This window comes from Dechloromonas denitrificans, from assembly GCF_001551835.1.
Classification (GTDB): domain Bacteria; phylum Pseudomonadota; class Gammaproteobacteria; order Burkholderiales; family Rhodocyclaceae; genus Azonexus; species Azonexus denitrificans.
In genome coordinates, this window is record NZ_LODL01000005.1 from 221,676 (window position 1) to 242,071 (window position 20,396).

Sequence of the window (20,396 nt, forward strand, 5' to 3'; positions counted from 1 at the left end):
GCGGGCGGTCGGCGGACGTTGAATCCGCCATTATCGCCCGTCGCCGCTGTTGCCGTCCTCCTGTTGTTGCAATGTCCACATCCGGGCGTAGGTGCCGCCGGCGTCGAGCAGCGCGCCATGGCTGCCGCGCTCGATGATCTGGCCGTCGCTCATGACCAGGATTTCGTCGGCATTCATCACGGTGGACAAGCGGTGGGCGATGGTCAGCGTCGTCCGGCCGATGGCGGCCATTTCCAGCTGGCCCTGGATGGCGCGCTCGGTGGCCGAATCGAGGGCCGAGGTCGCCTCGTCGAAAATCAGGATGGGCGGGTTCTTGAGCAGGGTGCGGGCAATCGCGACGCGCTGCTTTTCGCCACCGGACAGTTTCAGGCCGCGTTCGCCGACCTTGGTTTCGTACTTGTGCGGCAGCGATTCGATGAAATCGTGCAACTGGGCGGCGCGGGCGGCGGCATAGACCTCTTCGCGGCTGGCCTCGGGGCGGCCGTAATTGATGTTGTAGAAGATGCTGTCGTTGAAGAGCACGGTGTCCTGCGGCACGATGCCGATGGCGGCGCGCAGGGCGCCCTGTTTCAGGCCGCGCAGGTCGTGGCCGTTGATCCGGATGGCGCCGCCGGTGACGTCGTAGAAACGGTAGAGCAGGCGGGACAGCGTCGACTTGCCGGCTCCGGAATGGCCGACCACGGCCACCGAACGGCCGGGGGCGACGGCGAAGCTGATGTTTTTCAGGATCACCCGCTCCGGGTCGTAGGCGAAGCTCACCGAATCGAAATTGATCTGCAGCGGGCCGCCCGGCAGATCGCGGGCGTCCGGTGCGTCGGCGATTTCGCGATGCGTCTTGAGCAGGTTGAACATCCGTTCGATGTCGGTCAGCGCCTGGCGGATTTCGCGATAGACGATGCCGAGGAAATTGAGCGGCATGTAGAGCTGGATCAGGAAGGCATTGACCAGCACGAGGTCGCCGATCGTCATCGTGCCGTCGACGACGCCGCTCGCCGCGCGCCACATCATGGCGGTGACGCCGAGGGCGATGATCGCCTGCTGGCCGAGGTTGAGGAAGGCCAGTGTGGTCTGGCTGCGCGTCGCCGCCTCTTCCCACTTGAGCAGTTGCTCGTCGTAGCGGCGGGCTTCCCAGGCTTCGTTGTTGAAATACTTCACCGTCTCGTAGTTGAGCAGGCTGTCGATGGCGCGGCTGTTGGCGGCCGAGTCGTTCTCATTGACGGCGCGGCGGATGTCGATCCGCCAGTTGCTGACCTTGATCGTGAACACGATGTAGGCGGCCAGTGAAACCAGGGTGATCAGCACGTACCCGGCGTCGTACTTGACGAACAGGATGGCGAGAACGAGGCCGATTTCGACCAGCGTCGGCAGGATCGAATACAGGGTGTAGGAAATCAGGCTGGAGATCGAGCGCGAGCCGCGTTCGATGTCGCGCGATACGCCGCCGGTCTGTCGTTCGAGGTGAAAGCGCAGGCTCAGCGAGTGCAGGTGACCGAAGACTTCGAGGGCGACCTGGCGGACGGCGCGCTGGGTGACGCGGGCAAAAAGGATTTCGCGCAGTTCGGTGAACAGCGAGGTTGAAAAGCGCAGGGCGCCATAAAGGACGAGCAACAGGATGGGCAGGGCGAGCGCTTGTTGCGTTGTCGACAAGCCGTCGATCATTTCCTTGAAGATGATCGGCACGCCGACGTTGGCCACCTTGGCGCCGACCAGGCAGGCGAGCGCGGCGAGGACGCGCAGGCGGTAGCGCCAGAGGTAGGGGAACAGGGTGCGCAGCGTCAGCCAGACATGGGTTTCGGCCAGCGGCTGGCCAACCGGCGGTTTGGGAAGGGCGGTACTGCGGCGCATGGGGAGCCTGTTCTGAGCGTTGATATGGTTATGCTCGCCAGTATATGAAAACTCGCCGCTTTCCGCGAAAATCAGGCTTCCATTTGAATTTGGGCAAATTATGGCCGTCGACCGCATGACTCTTCCGGAAAAACATTCAACGCTGCGCGTCGTCCCGATGCCGGCCGATCTCAACCAGAACGGCGATGTCTTCGGCGGCTGGGTCATGGCCCAGGTCGACGTCGCCGGCGCCATTCCCGCCATGCGCCGGGCGCGCGGCCGGGTGGCCACCGTTTCGGTCAACTCCTTCCAGTTCAAGCAGGCGATCTCGGTCGGCGATATCGTCAGTCTTTATGCCGATATCGTGCATGTCGGCAACACCTCGATCACCGTCAAGGTCGAGGTCTATGCCGAGCGTAATTACGCCAATCCGGTCATCGTCAAGGTGACCGAGGCCGAACTGACCTATGTCGCGATCGATGCCGCTGGCAACAAGCGTGCGGTGCCGGCCGAAAATTCACCGGAAATGGAATAAAATCGCGCCATTAATTATCCGGCCCGACTTCAAGTGAGCGAAGCAATGAACAAAATGATGCTGCGTACCGTCCCCGCCCTGCTGTTGCTTGCCTTTGCGGGCGGCGCCTCGGCTGCTGCCTTTCAACTCTGGGAGCAGAACGCCAGCGGCCTCGGCAATGCCTACGCCGGCTCGGCGGCGGTGGCCGACAACGCCAGCACCATCTTCTTCAATCCGGCCGGTATGACGCAGTTGCCGGGGCTGCACCTGTCGGCCGGCGTTACCGGGGTCGGCCCGAGCTACAAGTTCCAGAACAGCGGCTCGACCGGGACCGGCGGCAACGGCGGCGATGCCGGTGGCTGGGCAGCCGTACCCAATGCCTATTTTTCCGCCCAGCTGGCGCCGAACTGGTTCGTTGGCTTCGGCATCTCGGCGCCGTTCGGTCTGGCTACCGAGTACGACGACAGCAACTGGATCGGGCGCTACCAGTCGCTGAAATCGGAAGTAAAGACGGTCAATTACAACCCGTCGCTCGGCTATCGGGTCAATGACAAGGTTTCGCTCGGCCTCGGCATCAACTACCAGACCATCGATGCCGAACTGACCTCGGCCCTGCCCGATGCCCGCAGCTACTCCCGCCTGAAGGGCGACGATGCCGCCTGGGGCTGGAATGCCGGGGCGCTGTTCACGCTGTCGCCGGCCATGCGGGTCGGTGTCTCCTACCGGTCGACGATGGACTACACCCTCGAAGGCAATGCCTCGACGGCACTCTCCTCGACGCCGATCCGGGCTGACGTCAAGCTGCCCGACACCTTCATCCTCTCCGTCTGGCAGCAGGTTTCCGACCGCTGGGAAGCGATGGGCGACCTTTCCTACACGCGCTGGAACAGCCTGAAGAGTCTGAACGTCTACAGCCGTAACAGTGGCGCGCTGGTGTCGACCGAGAACTTCAACTACGACAACGCCTGGCGTTTTGCCTGGGGCGCCGCCTACAAGGCGACCGATGCGCTGAAGGTCAAGTTCGGTATTGCCTACGACCGGACGCCGGTCAGCGACAGCGACCGCTCGGCCCGCGTCCCCGACAACGACCGCGTCTGGTTCTCGCTGGGCGGCCAGTGGAATGCCGGCACGGCCGGCAAGTTCGATCTCGGCTACACCTACCTCTACGTCAAGGACCCGAACATCAACCAGACCTCGCGCGTCGGCACGACGCTGCGCGGCACCTACGACGACAGCGCGCACATTCTCGGCGTGCAGTATTCGGCCGGGTTCTAGGTTCTTCAGCGTGGAGCTGGCCGGCGTAACCCTGGGTTTGCGTGAAGCCGTGATCGGCCTGATCACGCTGGTCGCCTGCTACATCATTTTCGTGCTGCTCCGGATGTATCGCCTGCACAGTCGGGCCGGCCAAGTCGCCGTGCCGCGTGAGCCGATACCCGCGCCGGTTGAGCCCGCCGTGCCGCCGGAAGTGCCTGCTGCCGTGGAGCCGGACCGTGCGGCGAGCGATGACTGGGAACGCGCCTCGCGCGGGATGGCCGACGAAATGCTGCGCCATAGCCTGGAGCAGGAGTTCGACCAGTTGCGCGACGAAGTCGACGCGATGCGCGGCGAACTGGCTGCCCTGCGTACCGACATGCAGCAGGAACTGGCCCACCTGCGGGCGGCGCAAACGGTGTCACCGATCTACGGTGACGCCATGCAAATGGCGGCCGCCGGTTACGAGCCGGCGATGATCGCCGAGCGTTGCGGCATTGCCCGGGCCGAGGCCGAGTTGGTCGTTGCCCTGGCCAAAAGCCAGGAACGGGGAGGCTGATGATGGCAGACAATCCCGAAGTTAAGACGGACAGCGCCGACACCGCTGGCGATCTGCGCAACAAGCTGGTCAAGCGTCTGGCCATGGCCGGCGTCCTGGTTGCCGTGCTGCTCGGCGTGCTGGCCTTCTTCGACTACTTGTCGACGCCGCCCGAAGAACTCGACGAAGAGGAGTACACCCAGCCGGTCCCGGTGCCGCCGAAAAAGGCAGTGTCGCAGCCGGTGACGCCGACCACCGACCTGCCTGAACCGCCGCCGCCTCCGGCCCCGGTCGTCGCCGAAGCGCCGGCGGCCCCGGTTACGGTTGCTCCGCCGACACCGGCGGTCGACACCAAAACCGAGGCAAAAACCAGGACGGAAGCCAAAGTCGAGCCGCGCCCGGAAATCCGTCCGCCGGCCCCGTCGAACGCAGTCATCGCCAAACCACCGGCCGTCCTGCCGCAGCCTGCGCCCGTCGCGAGAGCGGTGCGCCCGGTTCCCGAGGCAACGTCAGCCCCCAGTGTTTCGGTGGTGGAAGAGGCGCCAGCGGCCCCGTCGGCCAAACCGTCGGCCCGGGTGGTCGAAGCGCGGCCGGTTACGGTCGTCGCGCCGAGCGGCGTATCACGTCTGTTTTCAGGCTTCCTGTTGCAGGCCGGCGTCTTCGCCAGCCCGCAACGGGCCGAGGAACTGCATGCCAAGCTGACCTTGAGTGGCGTTCCGTCGACGCTGGAGACCCGCGTTCAGGTCGGCCCCTTCCGCACCCGCCAGGAGGCGGAAGCGGCGCAGGTCAGATTGCGGGAGCTGGGCGTCGAAACCGTGCTTGTGCCGCCGGCCAAGGGCAAGCACTAAGCCGTCAGCCAAGGGTCAGGGCATGCCCGGCAGGCGGGGCAGGCCGAGGCTGCGCCGGACATCACGGTGGGCGCGGGCGGCACTTTCCAGCGGCGAGTCGATGCGCCGCGGCTCCTGATAATGACGCTCTTCCCGATAGCGCCGGTCATTCCGGTCATCGTAGTGGCGATGACCGCCGCCGTAGTAATAGGTGTTCGGATAGCCGTAGCGATAGGTCGGATAGGTTTCGACATAGACCGGCGTGGTCCGGTAGCCGTAGCCATATGCCCCCGGCTGGGCCGGCACGATGGTGCAGGCACTCAGGCCGCCGAGCACCAAGGCGGCAATCGTCAGACGGGTGAGCATTTGCTTCAGTTTCATGGGGCAGGCAATTCCGGTGAGGTCGTAAACAAGTAACGCATGAGCCCCCGCCCGGCCGACGTCTCTATTGAGTCATTTTGTAACCAGATATTAGTCATGCCGTTCAGAACAGGCCGCCATGTTTTGGCCGGCCGCTCTTGTTCAGGCCTCTTCCAGCGCCCGACGGATCCGCCGCGCAAAGACCGTCATTTCCTTGGCGGCCTGAATGTCGCCGCGTGCTTCGGCGACGGCGATGCCGCGTTCGTAGGCGGCCAGGGCGTCGCGATGCGCGCCGGCTTCGGCCAAGGCTTTGCCGAGTGCTTTCCAGGCGGCGGAATAGTGGTGGTCGCGGTCGACGGCGGCCTGGAAGCATTTTGCTGCCTGGGCCGGATCGCCGGCCTTCAGATATTCATTGCCCAGCGAGAAGCGGAGCAGGGCGCCATCGCGCGGGCCATCGAGCATTTTTTCCAGGGATTCGATACGTGGGTTCATGGGCGACCAAGGCTAAAATAGGGTTTTCGCAATTTGGATACAGGAAGCTACACATGGCCAAGACCATCATCGCCACGCCCAACGCCCCGGCTGCCATCGGCACCTATTCGCAAGCCGTGCGCGTCGGCGACACCGTTTACATGTCGGGGCAGATCGGGCTCGATCCGGCATCCATGCAGATGGTAGACGGGATCGACGGGCAAATCGTTCGCGTCTTCGAAAATCTGAAAGCCGTCGCCGAAGCGGCCGGCGGTTCGCTGGCCGATGTCGTCAAGCTCAATGTCTTCCTGACCGATCTGGCCAACTTCGCCAAGGTCAATGAAACGATGGCCCGTTACTTCAGCGAGCCCTTCCCGGCCCGGGCTGCCGTCGGCGTCAAGGAACTGCCGCGCGGTGCGCTAGTTGAGGCCGACGCGGTAATGTGCCTGGGCAACTAAGCGGCTGATGAGCGCTAGCGGGGCAGCCGTCCCGATCCGCGCCCCCGAAGCGCTGCGCAAGAAACTGGCAAAGATCGGCCTCCATAGCGAGGCCGATTTGCTGGTCCATTTGCCGCTGCGCTACGAGGACGAAACCCGTCTCACCCCGGTCGCCCGCGCGCCGTGGGGCGAGGCGGTGCAGGTCGAGGTCGTCGTCAGTTCCTGTGAAGTGCAGTTCCGGCCGCGCCGGCAGATGGTGGTGCGGGCGCTCGACGACAGCGGCGAGCTGACCATGCGCTTCTTCAGTTTCTACCCCAGCCAGCAGGCGGTCTTTGCCGTTGGCGCCCGGGTCCGTGCCTTCGGTGAAGTGCGCAGCGGCTTTTTCGGGGCGGAGATGGTGCACCCGCGTTTTCGCAAGGTCGACGCAGAGACGCCGCTGCCGACGGAAATGACCCCGGTTTACCCGTCGACCGCCGGGGTGGCCAATTCGGCGCTGCAGAAACTGATCGGCAAGGCGCTGGCGGTCGGCGACCTCGCCGAAACGCTGCCTGATGAGGTCCGCCAGAGCCTGAAACTGCCCGGTCTGGCGCGCAGCCTGCGCTTCCTGCACCAGCCGCCGCCCGGCACCGATCTCGATACCCTGCATGCGCGCAATCATCCGGCCTGGCGCCGGGTCAAGTTCGACGAAGTGCTGGCTCAGCAACTCTCCTTGCGCCGCGCCTATCTCGCCCGCCGCGAGCAGGGCGCGCCGGTGCTGGTGGCGCGGGACGATCTCGGCGCCCGCCTGCTCGACCAATTGCCCTTCGGCCTGACTGGCGCCCAGTTGCGGGCGATGGCGGAAATCGCCGACGACCTCGCCCAGCCCTACCCGATGCAGCGTCTGCTGCAGGGCGACGTCGGCGCCGGCAAGACCATCGTTGCCGCGCTGGCGGCCTGCCAGGCGATTTCGGCCGGCTGGCAGGCGGCCTTCATGGCGCCGACCGAAATCCTGGCCGAGCAGCACTATTTGAAATTGAAGGACTGGCTGGCGCCGCTCGGCGTCGAGGTCGCCTGGTTGTCGGGCAGCCTGAAGAGCAAGGCCAAGCGCGAACAGCTGGCGGCGACGGCGGCCGGGGCGCAACTGGTGGTCGGCACGCATGCGTTGATCCAGGATGGCGTCGATTTCGCCCGGCTCGGCCTGGCCATTGTCGACGAGCAGCACCGTTTCGGTGTCGCCCAGCGCCTGGCCCTGCGCAAGAAGGGCGGCAATCCGCACCAGTTGATGATGTCGGCGACGCCAATTCCGCGCACGCTGGCGATGAGCTATTACGCCGATTTGGACGTCACCGTGCTCGACGAACTGCCGCCCGGGCGGACGCCGATCAAGACGCGGCTGGTCGCCGACAGCCGGCGCGACGACGTGGTCGGCTTCGTCAGGAAGCTGGTCGAGGAAGGACGGCAGGCCTATTGGGTTTGCCCACTGATCGAGGAGTCGGAAGCCCTGCAGTTGCAGACGGCACAGGATACCTACGAAACGCTTTTGGCCGATTTGCCGGGGTTGACCGTCGGACTGGTGCATGGCCGGCTGAAGGCGGACGAGAAGCAGGCGGTGATGGCTGCCTTCGCGGCCGGCGAGATCGATGTGCTGGTGGCGACGACGGTGATCGAGGTCGGTGTCGATGTGCCGAACGCCAGCCTGATGGTGATTGAGCATGCCGAGCGTTTCGGCCTGTCGCAGCTGCACCAGTTGCGGGGGCGGGTCGGGCGCGGTCAGTACGAGTCGAGTTGCGTGCTGATTTACGCCGGGCCGCTCGGCGAAATCGCCCGCCAGCGCCTGAAGATCATTTTCGAGAATACGGACGGTTTCGAGATCGCCCGCCAGGATCTGCAGATTCGCGGGCCCGGCGAATTTGTTGGGGCCCGGCAGAGCGGCGTGCCGCTCTTGCGCTACGCCGACCTGGAACTGGATGCCGATCTGGTCGAAATGGCGCGCACGGTGGCCGAGGAAATGCTGGCCCGGCATCCGCAACTGGCCGAGCGCCATCTCGAACGCTGGCTCGGTTCGCGCGAAGAACTGCTCAAGGCCTGAGTCAGACGAACGCGGCGCGCAGCCGGTCGAGACAGGGAATGCGGATCAGCGGCCCGTCGACGACGATCAGGCCGAGGTCTTGCAATTCATGCAGCAGGCGGGAAAAGTGTTCCTGCGTCAGGTTCAGCCGTGAAGCAATCACTCCCTTGTGAGCCGGCAGGTGGAGGACGGCATCGGCGGCCGAGGCTTGTTCGTTATCGAGTTCGTGCATCAGGAAGCCGACGATGCGTTGTTTGCCGGAGTGCAGCGAGTAGGCCTCGACGTCATCGACCAGGGTGTGGGTGCGGTTGGCCGCATTGTTCAGCATCTTGCGGGCCAGTGCCGGGATCGCCTCGATTTCCGGGAGTAGGGCCTGGCGTGACACATGGAGTAGCAGCGAATCGCTCAGTGCCTCGCCATAAACGCCATAGGGCCGCTCGGCGAGCAGCAGATCCTCGCCGTAGCTCTGCCCGGCGCCGAGCAACTCGACGATTTTTTCCTTGCCGACGCTGGAGACCAGCGCCAGTTTGAGCTGGCCGCTGACCACCAGATGCACGCCGGTGCAGGGCTCACCTTTGTGAAACAGTATTTCGCCTTTTTTGGCGTAGATCTCACGGGTTGAGTGAGCAATCCGGCGCAGTTCGGTTGAATTCAGGTCGGCGCAGAGCAGTGTTTTCGACAGTGCGGCTTCGATGCTGAGTTTGACGGGGCTATCCATGGCGGCCTTGATGGTGTGCAGTCAGATGATTTTGCAATGGCATCGCCTGCTATGCAAACGCAATGTTGCGACACTGTGCCGCATTCGCCGGTCCCGGTCAGGCAAAGAAGGCTTCGATACTGTGGGCGACTGCGGCCGGCTGGTCGTGGTGCAGCATGTGGTCGGCCTCCTCGATCCAGCTTTCCGAGACATCGGCAAAGCAGGCCTGGCGGGCTTCCCAGTCGCCCGGACGCATGGCGAAATCGCGGATCACCCAGGACTGGCGGCCGGCCACCCAGCGCACCGGGCAGGTGATTTTCTTCCAGATCGCCATCGACTCTTCCAGGCGGAACAGGTAGGGCGAGGTCGCCTTGTGCCACGGGTCGCCATTCCAGATGATGCCGTGGCGGCGCTGGCCGCCCTTGGTTTCGCCGTCGCCGATGCGGGCCAGGTGGCGGGACAGGAAATCGGCCCGTTCCGGCGTCAGGAAACGGTCGGTGTGCTGCAGGCGGCGGGCGAAAGCGGCACGGTCGGCATAGACGTGCATGCGCGGCGGCTGCATTAGTGTGCCGAGCCATTGCTGGTAGCGTTCCGGCGCCATCTCGGGCGTCGTCGGTGCGATGCCGAAGCCCTCCAGCGAGATTACGCCGGCCACCCGTTGCGGCCGGATGCCGGCGTAGAGGCAGGCGAGAATGCCGCCCATGCTGTGGCCGGCCAGCCTGACCTGGCCCTCGGGGGCGTAGCGGTCGAGAATGGCTTCAAGGTCGCCAAGGTGTTCGGCGAAGAAATAGGGGCGGTTCAGCCATTCCGAATTGCCGAAGCCGCGCCAGTCGGGGGCGATGATGTTCCAATCCCGCTGCAGTTCTTCGACGACGAACTGGAAGGAGGCGGAAACGTCCATCCAGCCGTGCAGCAGAAAGAGCAGCGGGGCCTGCGGGTCACCCCAGCGGCGTATGTGCAGGCGGACGTCGGGCAGATCGAGATATTCGGAGCGGGAAGGGCGCATGGATTTTCGGGTTTTCAGGTGGTCGACCGCAGCAATTGCCGCGCCGGCAGATTCTAGCCATCGGCGGCTGCCTGTGTTGAGATTAACTTATTTGGCGCAAAGTGGGATTTCGAGTGCGCGCTGGCGATATTGTTCCGGCGGCAAGGCGCATTGCCGGCCTCGGGCTCGACAATGTGTTGAACCAAGCGCGACGTCAGGCGGTCAGGATGGGCGAGCGCAATGGCTCGGCAAGCCTGGTTGAATTATTTTTTGGAAAGCGAAAAGACTGAGATGAATGTTTCTGACGGTGGATCTGCAGGCCCCTGGTTGTCTGATGCGACGAAAGGCCTGCTGGCCGGCCTGGTCGTGGTGGTTTGCTGGTCCGGTTTCAACATCGTTTCGCGATTCGGCAGCAAGGGGGTATTTACGCCGTTTGATCTGGCGGCCATGCGCTACGGCATCTCGGGCATGCTGACACTGCCCTTTTTCCTGAAGTACGTGCCGCCGAGGGAGTGGCCCCGTTACATGGTGCTCGCCGTATTCGGTGGCCTCGGTTATGGCCTGCTCGTCTATTCCGGCTTCTCCTTTGCCCCGAGCGCCCACGCCGGCGTCTTCGTCAATGGCGGCATCCCGTTCTGGACGGTGATCATCGTCGCCGTGCTGGCGCGTTTCCACATTGCCCGGCACACCGTCTTGGCGCTGATTCTGTCGACCTGCGGCTTGCTGTTGATCGGCTTCGACAGCTTGTTTGCGGCGCATGAACAGAACGAATGGATCGGTGATGCGCTGTTTCTGGCCGCCGCCTTGTCCTGGGCCATCTTCGGGCTGCTGATGCGGCGCTGGCAAATCAAGCCGCATCTCGGCATCTTCGGCATTGCCAGTTTCGCGCTGCTCTTCTACATGCCGGTTTATCTGCTGTATTTGCCGAAAACGGTGCAATACGCCAGTTGGGGCGACATCGTGCTGCAGTGCGTCTATCAGGGCATCGTTGCCGCGCTGGTAGCGGCCGGCATGTACAGCTATGCCAATCAAAAGATCGGCGCCTGCCAGGCTTCGATGATGCTGGCTTTGGTCCCGGCCGTGTCCGCGATCGGCGCCTTTTTCATCCTTGATGAAAAATTGAGTCTGACCATCATGCTGGGCATCGTCATTGTTTCGGCCGGGGCCATTCTGGGCGCCATGCCGAGCGACGGGGCGAAAAAACTGCTGTCGGCCAGACTGCGAGGCAGTTAAAGGCGTCTTCCTGATGCCTGGCTCGGCGCTGCAGCTAGCGCCGATTGACTGAATTCAAATCAATCCAGAAAGTCAGGCAAATTTTTGCTGGTGCGCCTGAACTGCCTTCCGGCGTGCCTCGGACAAGCGAAGGCGGACTGATTCGGGGAGCGCCTCGTCGGTATCCGGAACTTGATTGAGTACGTGTGCCTCGACCGCCTTGAGCCGGGCCATCAGCAGGCGCAGCCCGACTTCGTCGGAGATTGCCGGTGCATCTGTTTCATCGTCATCAGGATCGGCCACCACCTTGGGGCGGCTGAATGAACGATGCAAGACCAGTTCGTCAATCCCGACTTCATACTCTTCATTCGGGTAGTAGGTGTGGCTTTGCTGGCTGCCGCTTGTGGTGGCGGCCAGCAAGGCGACCTGACGCCGCTCGGTGCGCGTCAACATGATGGTCGGCGAGACTTTTTTCTTGGCCAGCCGTTGTTTCTTGGCGGAGCGAATCTCTAGTTTGACCACCTCGATCACCGGAGGCAGCGCCAGGATGGCCGAAACGGTAACGCCCGGGGTCGCTTCCGACGCGTCGACGAGCGACCGCGTCTCCTCGCTCTCCGCGTCGGCGGCGAGGACATTTACGGATGAGAATGCGACCAGGGCCGCGACCAATAACCAACGCATCGTGATGATCAACTGAAGCTAATACTGCATTTTAGCGCTGTTTGGCCAATAGTTTACCTTCGACGAAGCCTGAGTTCAGATTGCTGCCGGGCGGGAGCGACAATGGCTTACTGTCTTATCGGCGGACGATAACCCACCGGTGCATACGGGTGACGCGGCTTGCCACTCCCTTTGCCTGACCGGTAGCCACGGATGACTCTTTCTACCGCGGCGACCACGGCCGAGGTTCCCTGCACCTTGCGGATGAAGTCCTCGGCACCATTCTGGATGGCACTGACCGCAGAAGAAATATCCCCAGATGCGGTGAAAAATATCAGGGGAAGCCAGATTTGCTGGCTGTTCAAAAATTCCTGCAACTCCAGGCCCATCATGTCGGGAAGCTTCGACTCCAGAATCAGGCAAGCAAGCCGGGAGCGGTCATGGTTTTCGATGAAGTCAGCGGCGCAACTGAAAGCGGCCACCGATAAGCCATGTGACCGAAGGCGTGAAACCAGCAAACCTCGACTATCGACGTCGTCGTCCAGGATGTATGCGATGAACTCTCGGTTGGTTTCGCTCATTTGACTTCCTTTCTGCACGTCTATGTTGCCGGACCGCATCGCTCACGCATCTTTGCAGGTTGTCGCAGTGTTTCTCGGCGCGGCCGCTCAAACGATCGAAACGCCTCTTGCGCCATCGCTTGTTACAACGTTAGCATCGTCGAAAAATTCCGACTAACGTCAAAAGGCCAGCAAGTGTCGTTTAACGGACAAACGAGTAACCGCAAGGTCCAGGGGCTGCGTTCGCTAAGAAAACTGCCCCGGCCGATTTACGGACACGCCGAGGCGCTGCCAAACCAAGCCTTGCGCTATCGCCACAAGCATTCATGGGGGCAACTGGCCTATGCGGCGGAAGGCGTCATCGAAGTGCATACCGATGCCGGTCGATTTGTGGCGCCGCCGCAACGTGCCATATGGATACCGGCCGGCATCACGCATCAGGTACGCAGCGGTCCGACGACTTGCATTCGCAGCCTCTACATCGAGCCGGAAATCCAGGGGTGGGCAACTGAGCGTTGCCGGGTGATCGAGGTCAGCACCTTGCTGCGCGAGATGATCCGACGGTTTAGTTCGATCCCCGTCGAATACGATGAAACTGGCCCGGATGGGCGTTTCGCAGCGGTTCTGCTGGATCTCCTCGCAGAGGCGCAGGAAGTGGAATTGATGCTTCCACTGCCACGGAGTGCGATTCTTCGCCGATTGTGCCGCAGCCTGCAGGAGCGCCCCGACGAAAAGCACGGCCTGGCCGAGTGGGCACTCCAGGTCGGCGTTTCGGAGAAAACGCTGAGTCGAATGTTTCTGAAGGAAACCGGCCTGAGCTTTCGCGTCTGGCGCCAGCGCATGCGGCTACTGAGCGCATTGCCTGCACTGGAACGAGGCGACCGGGTGACCGATGTCTCGTGTGCCTGCGGATATGACTCCTTGTCGGCCTTCATTGCCGCATTCAGAAGCCAATTTAACTGTACCCCCGGCGTATTTTCGCAATCCAGGGTTTGATCCGAGGCCAGCCTTAAACTGCGGACGAGAAGAGTTCGGGTAAAACGGGGTTGACGAAAACATATCGATATAACTAAGATTATCGACATGAAGAATGACTACTCCCGAACGATCCCCGCCGAGTGGCAGGCGATGTCCCGCATTTTTGTCGCGCTCGGCGACGAGCACCGGCAGCGCATCCTGCTGCTGTTCGAGCCGGGCGAGCGGCTCAATGTCGGGCAGATCGCCGAAGTGTCGACGCTGGCGCGGTCCACCGTCTCGCACCACCTGAAAATCCTGCACGAATCCGGTGTGCTGGCTTCCGAAAAGCTCGGCAAGGAAGTCTGGTTCTGGATCAACCGCGATGCCCTGCAACTGACGCTCGGCAACGTTCTCGACTATCTGAAGGAAAACACCTGATGCGCAAATTGTTGCGGCCGCTGTTGCGCGGCCTGGCCCGCCTGTTGTTTCGTGTCGACGTCCGGATGCAGCAGGCCGATTTCGCGCGCCAACGGTTGCTCGTCGTCGCCAACCACGAATCCTTCCTCGACGGCCTGCTGATCGGCCTATTCCTGCCGATCGACCCGGTTTTCGTTGTCCATACCGGTATCGCCAACAATTTCTGGTTCCGTATCCTGCTCTCGCAGGTCGAGTATCTGGCGGTGGACCCGACCAGCCCGATGGCGATGAAGAAGGTCATCCGGCTGATCGAGGCCGGCCGGCCGGTGGTCATCTTCCCGGAAGGGCGGATCACGCTGACCGGCAGCCTGATGAAGGTGTACGACGGCCCAGCCTTCGTCGCCGCCAAGACCGGGGCGACGGTGCTGCCAGTCCGCCTCGACGGGGCGTCGCGCAGCTACTTCTCGCGCCTGTCCGGCAAGTATCCCAAGGAACTCTTTCCACAGATTCGCCTGACCGTGCTGCCTGAGCGGCATTTCCCGATGCCGCTGGCGGCTACCGCCAAGCTGCGTCGGCGCAAGGCGGGCGAGCAGATGCGCCAGTTGATGCAGGAAATGATCTTCGCCTCGCGGCCGCAGCAGACGTTGTACACGGCGCTGTGCGATGCTGCCGAAATTTTCGGCAAGCGCCGCCGCCTGCTCGAGGACGTCAAGCAGATCGAGTATTCCTACAACGACCTGCTCAAGATGGCGCTCATTCTCGGCCGCCAGGTCGAGCGGATTTCCGACCCCGGCGAAAAGGTCGGCCTGCTGCTGCCCAACCTGGTGCCGACCATCGGGCTGATCTTCGGCCTGACGGCGCGCCGCCGCGTGCCGGCCATGCTCAACTACACGGCCGGCGTCGATGCCATGCAGGCCGCCTGCGACGGTGCCCAGGTCCGTCACATCGTCACCTCGCGCGCCTTCGTCGAGCAGGCCAAGCTGACCGACAAGCTGGCGGCGCTGAACGGTGTGCAACTGCATTACCTGGAAGACATCCGCGAGCAGATCGGGCTGGCCGACAAGCTGTGGCTGATGCTCTACGCCATCCACCGGCCGCGCGCTTTCGAGCTGCACGCCTCGCCCGAGGAGGCTGCGGTCGTGTTGTTCACTTCCGGCTCCGAGGGCAAGCCGAAGGGTGTCGTGCTGCCGCATCGCGCCATTCTTGCCAACATCGCGCAGATCAGGGCGGTGATCGACTTCTCGGTGGACGACAAGGTGCTCAATGCGCTGCCCATCTTCCATTCCTTCGGCCTGACCGCCGGTGCGCTGCTGCCGGTGCTGACCGGGGCCAGCCTCTTTCTCTATCCGTCGCCGCTGCATTACCGGATCATCCCGGTTCTTACCCCTAAACTATTAAACCTATTTAGCCGTGCGTGTGAGGGTGTTAACCCTTCAGTCGTTTAACTCCTAGCCAGTTGTCCATGGCGGTATCTTGAGGGACGGATTGGTAACATTGTGAGCGAAGTGCTTTTTTACTTAGCATCTCAATCGGGTTTCAAAATGAACTCGACCTGGGCTCGGGCCGGCGAAGCCGAACGAGCCAGGAGGCAAGCGAGCGTAGCGGAGCGCGGCAGGTACAACGTGATTTCGCTTCAGTCACCGTCGTTGCGCCCGGTGGGATTGTTGAGTGGCTGGATTCACGCCTCTACAGAAGGAGTTGTCTAGCTAACCTGGCTGAATTCGACCTTGTCATTGATGCAACAGGAGAAGAGGCGCTATCCAATTTCCTGAATGCGACATTCCGTCAGGACCGGTTTGTGGCGATGGTTTTTTCTTGGGTGGCTGGGGCAAGAGAAAGCATTCATGCCCTATTCAAAGATACCCCCGAGGGTGCCTGCTGTTTCGGGCCAAATGTAATATTGAGACGCTAGAGGGATAGGTTGTCTGCAGTGTGTCCCAACAGCGCTACTTTGCAAACGGCCCCGTGCACCACTGAGATTCGCATGGGTTTCCGTCGCCATCGCCATCCATCTGGGTATTAGGGCAGTTTCGAATAAAGTAGGTTGCCTCGGCGCAGGATGTCATCTGGGAGCAGTGGGTCCGGCCGTCGCACTGGAAGCGACCGGGTGCTGCATCAGCTGCGGAACCTACCAAAGCGGCTGGCTCCGAAGTTGACCGTACGCTTTGGCACCTGTGTCCCCTGTGGCGACTGACCGCTTCCAGGAAGCGGAATTCCACTGCCCGCTTTGCGGCTATGAATTCGAAGCGAGGGCTGTCGCAAGCCGACCCTTTGCTGCCATTGATGGCGTCCCGAACGACGGGCCCTAGTAGATTAGTAAGCAGTCGTTCTCTGCTCCCTCACGCGAATTTCACTACGAGTGACGCCACAATGCCCGCGAGTGTCGCACCGATGGTCAGCCATTTGATGCGCAGTTCGATATCCTCGCGTCTATCCTTCCTGGTAGTTCGCTCGTCCTCACGTCTGTCCTTTTCCGCCTGCCGTATCTCCTGACGCTCCCGCTCTCGAGTTGCAAGCTGGTGCTTCGCAAGTGCTCTCAAGAGTTCCTCTGGCAGGTGCTTAACATTGATTTTCGGCCCAATTGCTAGTCCGCTATCGACCAGCGCATGTAAGGCAGTTTCATCAAGCCGCTGAAAAAGTGGTTCTAGTTTTTTTAGGGCCTCCAGTTCGGCTGGTGAGCGGTTCCCCGCAGCGGCAGCCGCTTCGTAGACCACTTCATTGGCAAGGTAGCCTCGCCAAAGAGTCTCCTCGAAAACAGGTTCGCTCACGATTGATAGAGCTCGAAAAGTACCCATCATGTAGCCAGCCCATGCTGCCCTCTGAGCATTTTCGTTCTCAATCGACCATTTGATACCACCACAGAACATCGACGCAGCAAAGATGTACCAGTCACGCGATTGCTTGTCCGCTTCAAGCCGAGCAATTAGCTCCTTGGTACCATCTTCGGTTGCGAGGTTCAGCCCCTTGGCCGCTTCTGTCTTCTCAACATAGTTATCGAATTCCTTTTCAAGGTTGTCTACAAACTCAGTAATGCTCTCCTCTGTAGGCGCGTTACTGACAAAAAACTGGTTTAGCAGGAACGGCAGCCCAGACCGAAATAGCTTTCCATTCGCCTTTGGCTCCAGAGATAGGGTTATCCAACCTGCTGGAATAGTGAATTGTTCTCCGGCTTCGACGCGGATACCTTCGCCATTGTCACCCGGCCTTACGAAGTGCACAGTACGGCCGCAATCCTTGCACTCGGTACTCACGTGCGGAACAGAAAGAGGGAGCGTACTTTTCCCGCATTGAGGACAGAACTTCTCTGGCAGAACAGCAGGTACCTCAGAGGTGCTGGTGTTGATTGTTTGGTTCATATGGTTGCCTTTCCCGTTTGCTCCGAAACGATTGCGAACAATAGTCTGAAGGCATATTACCGGGTGGCCCCAACGTGAACGAACACTTTTGGGCTCATTGCTGACATTCTCTGTATATCACTCGACCGGCCGCCCATGGCCGGTTTGGTGAGGTCGGCAACGGCCGCTTTGTGGCACTCCGGTTCGAAAAACCTGGCTTGGGCTGACTGGCCGCTATCGGGAAACCGCTATGGCAGCTTTGGGTCGGCTTGCGACAGTCCTCGCTTCGAATTCATAGCTCGAAAGCGGCCAGTCAAATTATGATTCCCGAAACCGGCCTCTCGCCCCAGGATACTGACGACCCAATGGAGTCATTCAAGATATTCGTTCAGTAGGACAGCTTAACAGCCGGTTCCGGACGGTGATAACAAGACAAATGGGCTAGGGAACTATCATCCAAGGATAAGAAGCCGTTCCAGGAATACCTCCAGCCTTCCATTCCTTGTATCGTTCCCTCATGCAGTAAAAGCAAGGACGAAAGCCACTGGCAATCGCCGTAGCTTCGTCTGCGAAAAATACTCGGCTTTTTACATAATTGCCATTGGCTAGGTGACGTTTTGCCGATGGACAATTCAGGCGCCCATAAATTCGGCCTGGCGCATACCCTCCAAGCTGGCCCGGCGTCGTAGATTCATAGGTGCTGGCATCTGGTGCCCGAAGTCGATAAAACTTTCCCGATACTTGGTCAGTCGTTGTTGTCGACATAATCGTCCCTTTCATTGCGATATGATGAAAACTAATCAGAATACTATCCCATATGGCTAACTTGGCAATGCGCTGAATCCTAGGGTCTCGAACTTGAGCATGAACACACCAACAGAATTGTCGATGGGCGAAAAGCTTCGCGGTTGCTTGCTTGGGGGGGCAGTGGGTGACGCACTTGGAGCACCCGTGGAGTTCCTATCTATTGCCGAAATAAAAGCTAGATTTGGTCCGGATGGCATCCAAGACTATGCACCAGCTTATGGCCGGCTAGGTGCTATTACAGACGACACTCAGATGACGTTGTTTACGGCTGAAGGATTGCTGCGTGCCTATGTTCGCGCTGGTACCCGGGGCATGGTCTCCGTCACCTCTGTCGTTAGCCATGCTTACCTTCGTTGGCTTTGGACTCAGGGTATTCAGTCCGAGACAAAACCACAGCCAGAGCAGGTAAGAGGATGGCTGTGGGGAATTAAGGAGCTTCACAGCCAAAGGGCGCCTGGTAGAACTTGCATATCTGCCGTGAAGGCCTTCACAAACTTAACCGACCGACGAGCCGACAACGATAGCAAGGGCGCAGGAGGAATAATGCGCGTCGCCCCGGTGGCAATGATGTTTGCCGGTCAGCCCGATGAAACAAGAGAAGTTTTCCATTTGGGGATGGAAACCGCTTGGCTTACCCATGGCCATCCCTCAGGCTTTCTTTCCGCGGCCGCCTTTGCGGTCATTCTTCATGCAGTCTTGTGCAACGAGCCTTTGGTTGAGGGCATTGACCGGGCAAGGCAATGCTTAAGTCATGAAGAAGGTCACGAGGAATGCGTCGCTGCACTAGATAAGGCAGTCAGCCTAGCGGGTGGCGACCTGGCACACGAGGCAGCCATCGGCCAACTGGGAGAGGCTTGGGTTGGCGAAGAAGCCTTGGGAATTGCGGTGTATTGCACACTCAAGGCGAGCAACTTCCAACACGGCGTCCTCATGGCCATCAATCATGATGGCGACTCGGACACTACAGGCTCTCTGGTTGGCCAGCTGCTCGGTGCTTTCTATGGCGAGGCCGGGATACCCGAGCGTTGGCTAACTCCGCTGGAAATTCGAGACACCATTATGCAGTTGGCCAGCGACATAGAGCAGCATTGGCGCTGGAACCTAGATTTCATGTCCGATAGCTACGATGCAGGGGTGGTCGAGCGTTATCCTGGCGGATAATCTCTCGGTCAGCTTGTGACCGAGTATTTTTCACCAAAGCTTGCTAGTAAAGCGAGAATTTCGCCGAGCCGCGGCATCCATTCCTCGGGAGTGAGACTGGAGATGCAGGCTTTTTTCCCCATCCTGCTTGAGGTGAATCTCCAAGGCCCTTACCCGGTGACAACATTGAACATGAAAAATGAATGTCGGCTTCAACGGGAAAAGCCGCCGCGTAATTAAAGGAAAGAGAGTCTCTGCTTCTGGCCGGACTGAGGCAATTAGGGCGTCAATTTGCTCACCGAATAGCGGACATTGAGTCAGCCTCGACGAAACCTTCGGTATTGAAATTGGATGGCTATGTCGACCGGCGGCATTTCGCCGGATGCTGTCTCCTTTTTTGGCGCTATTGTCCGATAACCCGCCGCGCGTCTTTCATTGACCCGTTGAAATACCATACCAAGCCACACATCCAGTAAAGAGACAACGAGGCAGGCCAGTTGGCCTCGCGCATGAACGCGAGAGCTTCGGGATTGACCAAATGCCAATACAAGGCATAGCAACCATCAACGCACCACCACGTTGCAAAAAGCATGAAGGGCAGAGCCTTCCAGCGCCGCTCAACTATGACGTGCATTGACCATCCTGCAGTCAGGTAGGTAAACCCCGCCATGATTATGCTGATGGGAATGTCCCAGTCAGGTGCTTCGTAATAGTACGAACCCGCAATAAGCAATCCCAAGCCGATTCCAAGCGTAAGAACCTTCCAGGGGCGGAGCAATTCATTCATAAGAAACCGAAGGGGCGTCCCTGTTCGAATGGGTTCCGCTCCTGCGGCCCGCCCTGTACGAGGCCCTCTCGATAAAAATTGTACTTTCAACATCCTGGGGCCGAGCTCTCGGGCACCGCCAGGCATTGGCTTGGCTGCCAGGATGGTTGCAATCCCGGGTCGTCGGGGGCTGCTGGCACCGCAGGTATGCCGCAGAAGACGGCTGGCTGCACGTTTGGCACACCTTTTCACGATACGAGCAAGTCAGGCACTATGTCATCAGGCGTAGCGTCCAGGACTGGCTGGCGTTGGACAACGACGATGATGGTTGGCCTGACGACGAGCGCCACCGGCTGGTCAAGACCGACGACATGAAGGGGCTGGCCGAAGAGGGAAAAGCCGAGGAGCTGCGGGTACGGCTGGTGGCTTTAGAAGCAGCTTACCAAGCTCGAACCGGCCGCGGACCAGCTGGCTGAACGGCTCCCTCTCCCGCCGCTTGCCAAGACTTGGCAGTCCGCCTTGAAATACGCGAACCGTCGCGTACTTCAACCACGCTGCGAGCCGAATTTACGGAAACCTATCAGCCAAACT

Annotated in this window: 23 protein-coding genes; 13 read left to right on the forward strand and 10 right to left on the reverse strand. The window is 60.8% G+C overall.

The annotated features are described in order from the left end of the window. Window positions 1–30 precede the first annotated feature (30 nt). A complete protein-coding gene (locus AT959_RS02015; protein WP_066880017.1) occupies window positions 31–1,845 on the reverse strand; it encodes an ABCB family ABC transporter ATP-binding protein/permease in 1,815 nt (604 codons plus the stop codon). A gap of 115 nt (window positions 1,846–1,960) precedes the next feature. Here AT959_RS02015 and AT959_RS02020 point away from each other — a divergent pair, with 115 nt between their 5' ends. Genes AT959_RS02020 through AT959_RS02035 form a run of 4 tightly spaced genes read left to right on the forward strand, consistent with a single transcriptional unit; the run spans window position 1,961 to window position 4,975 of the window. Beyond that, a complete protein-coding gene (locus AT959_RS02020) occupies window positions 1,961–2,359 on the forward strand; it encodes an acyl-CoA thioesterase (RefSeq protein ID WP_240481662.1) in 399 nt (132 codons plus the stop codon). Between the two features lie 45 nt (window positions 2,360–2,404). Then, a complete protein-coding gene (locus tag AT959_RS02025; protein WP_066880024.1) occupies window positions 2,405–3,613 on the forward strand; it encodes an OmpP1/FadL family transporter in 1,209 nt (402 codons plus the stop codon). A 10-nt stretch (window positions 3,614–3,623) separates the two neighbouring features. After that, the gene (locus AT959_RS02030; RefSeq protein WP_066880026.1) at window positions 3,624–4,148 is read left to right on the forward strand and encodes a DUF2802 domain-containing protein; all 525 of its coding nucleotides are present in this window, start codon (window positions 3,624–3,626) and stop codon (window positions 4,146–4,148) included. Next, window positions 4,148–4,975, forward strand: a complete 828-nt coding sequence (locus AT959_RS02035) for an SPOR domain-containing protein (RefSeq protein WP_083518148.1) — start codon at window positions 4,148–4,150, stop codon at window positions 4,973–4,975. The genes AT959_RS02030 and AT959_RS02035 overlap by 1 nt, the downstream gene beginning before the upstream one ends. A 15-nt stretch (window positions 4,976–4,990) precedes the next feature. On the opposite strand, the gene AT959_RS02040 is transcribed toward AT959_RS02035, so the two are convergent. Then, window positions 4,991–5,335: a hypothetical protein gene (locus AT959_RS02040; RefSeq protein ID WP_066880030.1), complete on the reverse strand. Its 345-nt coding sequence runs from the start codon at window positions 5,333–5,335 to the stop codon at window positions 4,991–4,993. Between the two features lie 141 nt (window positions 5,336–5,476). Further along, complete coding sequence (locus tag AT959_RS02045; protein ID WP_066880032.1) at window positions 5,477–5,806, reverse strand: tetratricopeptide repeat protein; 330 nt, start codon at window positions 5,804–5,806, stop codon at window positions 5,477–5,479. Window positions 5,807–5,859: 53 nt separating this feature from the next. Between AT959_RS02045 and AT959_RS02050 the strand changes: the two genes are divergently transcribed. Next, window positions 5,860–6,243 (forward strand): RidA family protein, encoded by a 384-nt coding sequence (locus AT959_RS02050; RefSeq protein WP_066880034.1) that lies wholly within the window; start codon window positions 5,860–5,862, stop codon window positions 6,241–6,243. 7 nt (window positions 6,244–6,250) lie between these two features. Then, window positions 6,251–8,290 carry an ATP-dependent DNA helicase RecG gene (recG, locus tag AT959_RS02055; RefSeq protein ID WP_066880037.1) on the forward strand — a complete coding sequence of 680 codons (2,040 nt, stop codon included), beginning with the start codon at window positions 6,251–6,253 and terminating at the stop codon, window positions 8,288–8,290. Between the two features lies 1 nt (window position 8,291). On the opposite strand, the gene AT959_RS02060 is transcribed toward recG, so the two are convergent. Further along, window positions 8,292–8,987, reverse strand: a complete 696-nt coding sequence (locus tag AT959_RS02060) for a Crp/Fnr family transcriptional regulator (protein ID WP_066880039.1) — start codon at window positions 8,985–8,987, stop codon at window positions 8,292–8,294. A gap of 97 nt (window positions 8,988–9,084) precedes the next feature. Then, complete coding sequence (locus AT959_RS02065; protein WP_066880041.1) at window positions 9,085–9,972, reverse strand: alpha/beta fold hydrolase; 888 nt, start codon at window positions 9,970–9,972, stop codon at window positions 9,085–9,087. Window positions 9,973–10,085: 113 nt separating this feature from the next. Between AT959_RS02065 and AT959_RS20845 the strand changes: the two genes are divergently transcribed. Next, entirely contained in the window at window positions 10,086–10,241 is a 156-nt protein-coding gene (locus AT959_RS20845) for a hypothetical protein (RefSeq protein WP_157651175.1), read from the forward strand. Between the two features lies 1 nt (window position 10,242). After that, window positions 10,243–11,184, forward strand: a complete 942-nt coding sequence (locus AT959_RS02070) for a DMT family transporter (protein ID WP_066880265.1) — start codon at window positions 10,243–10,245, stop codon at window positions 11,182–11,184. Window positions 11,185–11,256: 72 nt separating this feature from the next. On the opposite strand, the gene AT959_RS02075 is transcribed toward AT959_RS02070, so the two are convergent. Together AT959_RS02075 and AT959_RS02080 are read right to left on the reverse strand one after the other, a co-directional pair. Next, window positions 11,257–11,856 carry a hypothetical protein gene (locus AT959_RS02075; protein ID WP_157651176.1) on the reverse strand — a complete coding sequence of 200 codons (600 nt, stop codon included), beginning with the start codon at window positions 11,854–11,856 and terminating at the stop codon, window positions 11,257–11,259. 95 nt (window positions 11,857–11,951) lie between these two features. Next, window positions 11,952–12,404 carry a response regulator transcription factor gene (locus AT959_RS02080; protein ID WP_066880045.1) on the reverse strand — a complete coding sequence of 151 codons (453 nt, stop codon included), beginning with the start codon at window positions 12,402–12,404 and terminating at the stop codon, window positions 11,952–11,954. Here AT959_RS02080 and AT959_RS02085 point away from each other — a divergent pair, their 5' ends adjacent. From AT959_RS02085 to AT959_RS02095, 3 genes are all read left to right on the forward strand, one after another. Beyond that, window positions 12,405–13,379 carry an AraC family transcriptional regulator gene (locus AT959_RS02085; protein ID WP_240481663.1) on the forward strand — a complete coding sequence of 325 codons (975 nt, stop codon included), beginning with the start codon at window positions 12,405–12,407 and terminating at the stop codon, window positions 13,377–13,379. 87 nt (window positions 13,380–13,466) lie between these two features. Continuing rightward, entirely contained in the window at window positions 13,467–13,778 is a 312-nt protein-coding gene (locus AT959_RS02090; RefSeq protein ID WP_066880049.1) for an ArsR/SmtB family transcription factor, read from the forward strand. Continuing rightward, window positions 13,778–15,202 (forward strand): AMP-binding protein, encoded by a 1,425-nt coding sequence (locus AT959_RS02095; RefSeq protein ID WP_240481665.1) that lies wholly within the window; start codon window positions 13,778–13,780, stop codon window positions 15,200–15,202. The genes AT959_RS02090 and AT959_RS02095 overlap by 1 nt, the downstream gene beginning before the upstream one ends. A 501-nt stretch (window positions 15,203–15,703) precedes the next feature. Here the strand turns inward: AT959_RS02095 and AT959_RS21950 are convergent. Further along, window positions 15,704–15,976, reverse strand: coding sequence for an excalibur calcium-binding domain-containing protein (locus AT959_RS21950; protein WP_276203654.1), 273 nt, complete (start codon window positions 15,974–15,976; stop codon window positions 15,704–15,706). 120 nt (window positions 15,977–16,096) lie between these two features. After that, window positions 16,097–17,113 (reverse strand): hypothetical protein, encoded by a 1,017-nt coding sequence (locus AT959_RS02100; RefSeq protein ID WP_157651177.1) that lies wholly within the window; start codon window positions 17,111–17,113, stop codon window positions 16,097–16,099. Between the two features lie 867 nt (window positions 17,114–17,980). Between AT959_RS02100 and AT959_RS20210 the strand changes: the two genes are divergently transcribed. Continuing rightward, window positions 17,981–19,060: an ADP-ribosylglycohydrolase family protein gene (locus tag AT959_RS20210; RefSeq protein WP_240481681.1), complete on the forward strand. Its 1,080-nt coding sequence runs from the start codon at window positions 17,981–17,983 to the stop codon at window positions 19,058–19,060. Window positions 19,061–19,442: 382 nt separating this feature from the next. On the opposite strand, the gene AT959_RS02110 is transcribed toward AT959_RS20210, so the two are convergent. After that, window positions 19,443–19,826 carry a hypothetical protein gene (locus tag AT959_RS02110; protein ID WP_066880056.1) on the reverse strand — a complete coding sequence of 128 codons (384 nt, stop codon included), beginning with the start codon at window positions 19,824–19,826 and terminating at the stop codon, window positions 19,443–19,445. A 20-nt stretch (window positions 19,827–19,846) separates the two neighbouring features. Between AT959_RS02110 and AT959_RS21350 the strand changes: the two genes are divergently transcribed. After that, complete coding sequence (locus tag AT959_RS21350) at window positions 19,847–20,281, forward strand: HAD domain-containing protein (protein WP_169795438.1); 435 nt, start codon at window positions 19,847–19,849, stop codon at window positions 20,279–20,281. The last annotated feature ends 115 nt before the right edge of the window (window positions 20,282–20,396 follow it).

Coding starts and splice junctions, on each gene's coding strand:
- AT959_RS02015 (WP_066880017.1), bottom strand. CDS start 1,845: ATGCGCCGCAGTACCGCCCTTCCCAAACCGCCGGTTGGCCAGCCGCTG.
- AT959_RS02020 (WP_240481662.1), top strand. CDS start 1,961: ATGACTCTTCCGGAAAAACATTCAACGCTGCGCGTCGTCCCGATGCCG.
- AT959_RS02025 (WP_066880024.1), top strand. CDS start 2,405: ATGAACAAAATGATGCTGCGTACCGTCCCCGCCCTGCTGTTGCTTGCC.
- AT959_RS02035 (WP_083518148.1), top strand. CDS start 4,148: ATGATGGCAGACAATCCCGAAGTTAAGACGGACAGCGCCGACACCGCT.
- AT959_RS02040 (WP_066880030.1), bottom strand. CDS start 5,335: ATGAAACTGAAGCAAATGCTCACCCGTCTGACGATTGCCGCCTTGGTG.
- AT959_RS02045 (WP_066880032.1), bottom strand. CDS start 5,806: ATGAACCCACGTATCGAATCCCTGGAAAAAATGCTCGATGGCCCGCGC.
- AT959_RS02050 (WP_066880034.1), top strand. CDS start 5,860: ATGGCCAAGACCATCATCGCCACGCCCAACGCCCCGGCTGCCATCGGC.
- recG (WP_066880037.1), top strand. CDS start 6,251: ATGAGCGCTAGCGGGGCAGCCGTCCCGATCCGCGCCCCCGAAGCGCTG.
- AT959_RS02060 (WP_066880039.1), bottom strand. CDS start 8,987: ATGGATAGCCCCGTCAAACTCAGCATCGAAGCCGCACTGTCGAAAACA.
- AT959_RS02065 (WP_066880041.1), bottom strand. CDS start 9,972: ATGCGCCCTTCCCGCTCCGAATATCTCGATCTGCCCGACGTCCGCCTG.
- AT959_RS02070 (WP_066880265.1), top strand. CDS start 10,243: ATGAATGTTTCTGACGGTGGATCTGCAGGCCCCTGGTTGTCTGATGCG.
- AT959_RS02080 (WP_066880045.1), bottom strand. CDS start 12,404: ATGAGCGAAACCAACCGAGAGTTCATCGCATACATCCTGGACGACGAC.
- AT959_RS02090 (WP_066880049.1), top strand. CDS start 13,467: ATGAAGAATGACTACTCCCGAACGATCCCCGCCGAGTGGCAGGCGATG.
- AT959_RS02095 (WP_240481665.1), top strand. CDS start 13,778: ATGCGCAAATTGTTGCGGCCGCTGTTGCGCGGCCTGGCCCGCCTGTTG.
- AT959_RS02100 (WP_157651177.1), bottom strand. CDS start 17,113: ATGAACCAAACAATCAACACCAGCACCTCTGAGGTACCTGCTGTTCTG.
- AT959_RS20210 (WP_240481681.1), top strand. CDS start 17,981: ATGGGCGAAAAGCTTCGCGGTTGCTTGCTTGGGGGGGCAGTGGGTGAC.
- AT959_RS02110 (WP_066880056.1), bottom strand. CDS start 19,826: ATGAATGAATTGCTCCGCCCCTGGAAGGTTCTTACGCTTGGAATCGGC.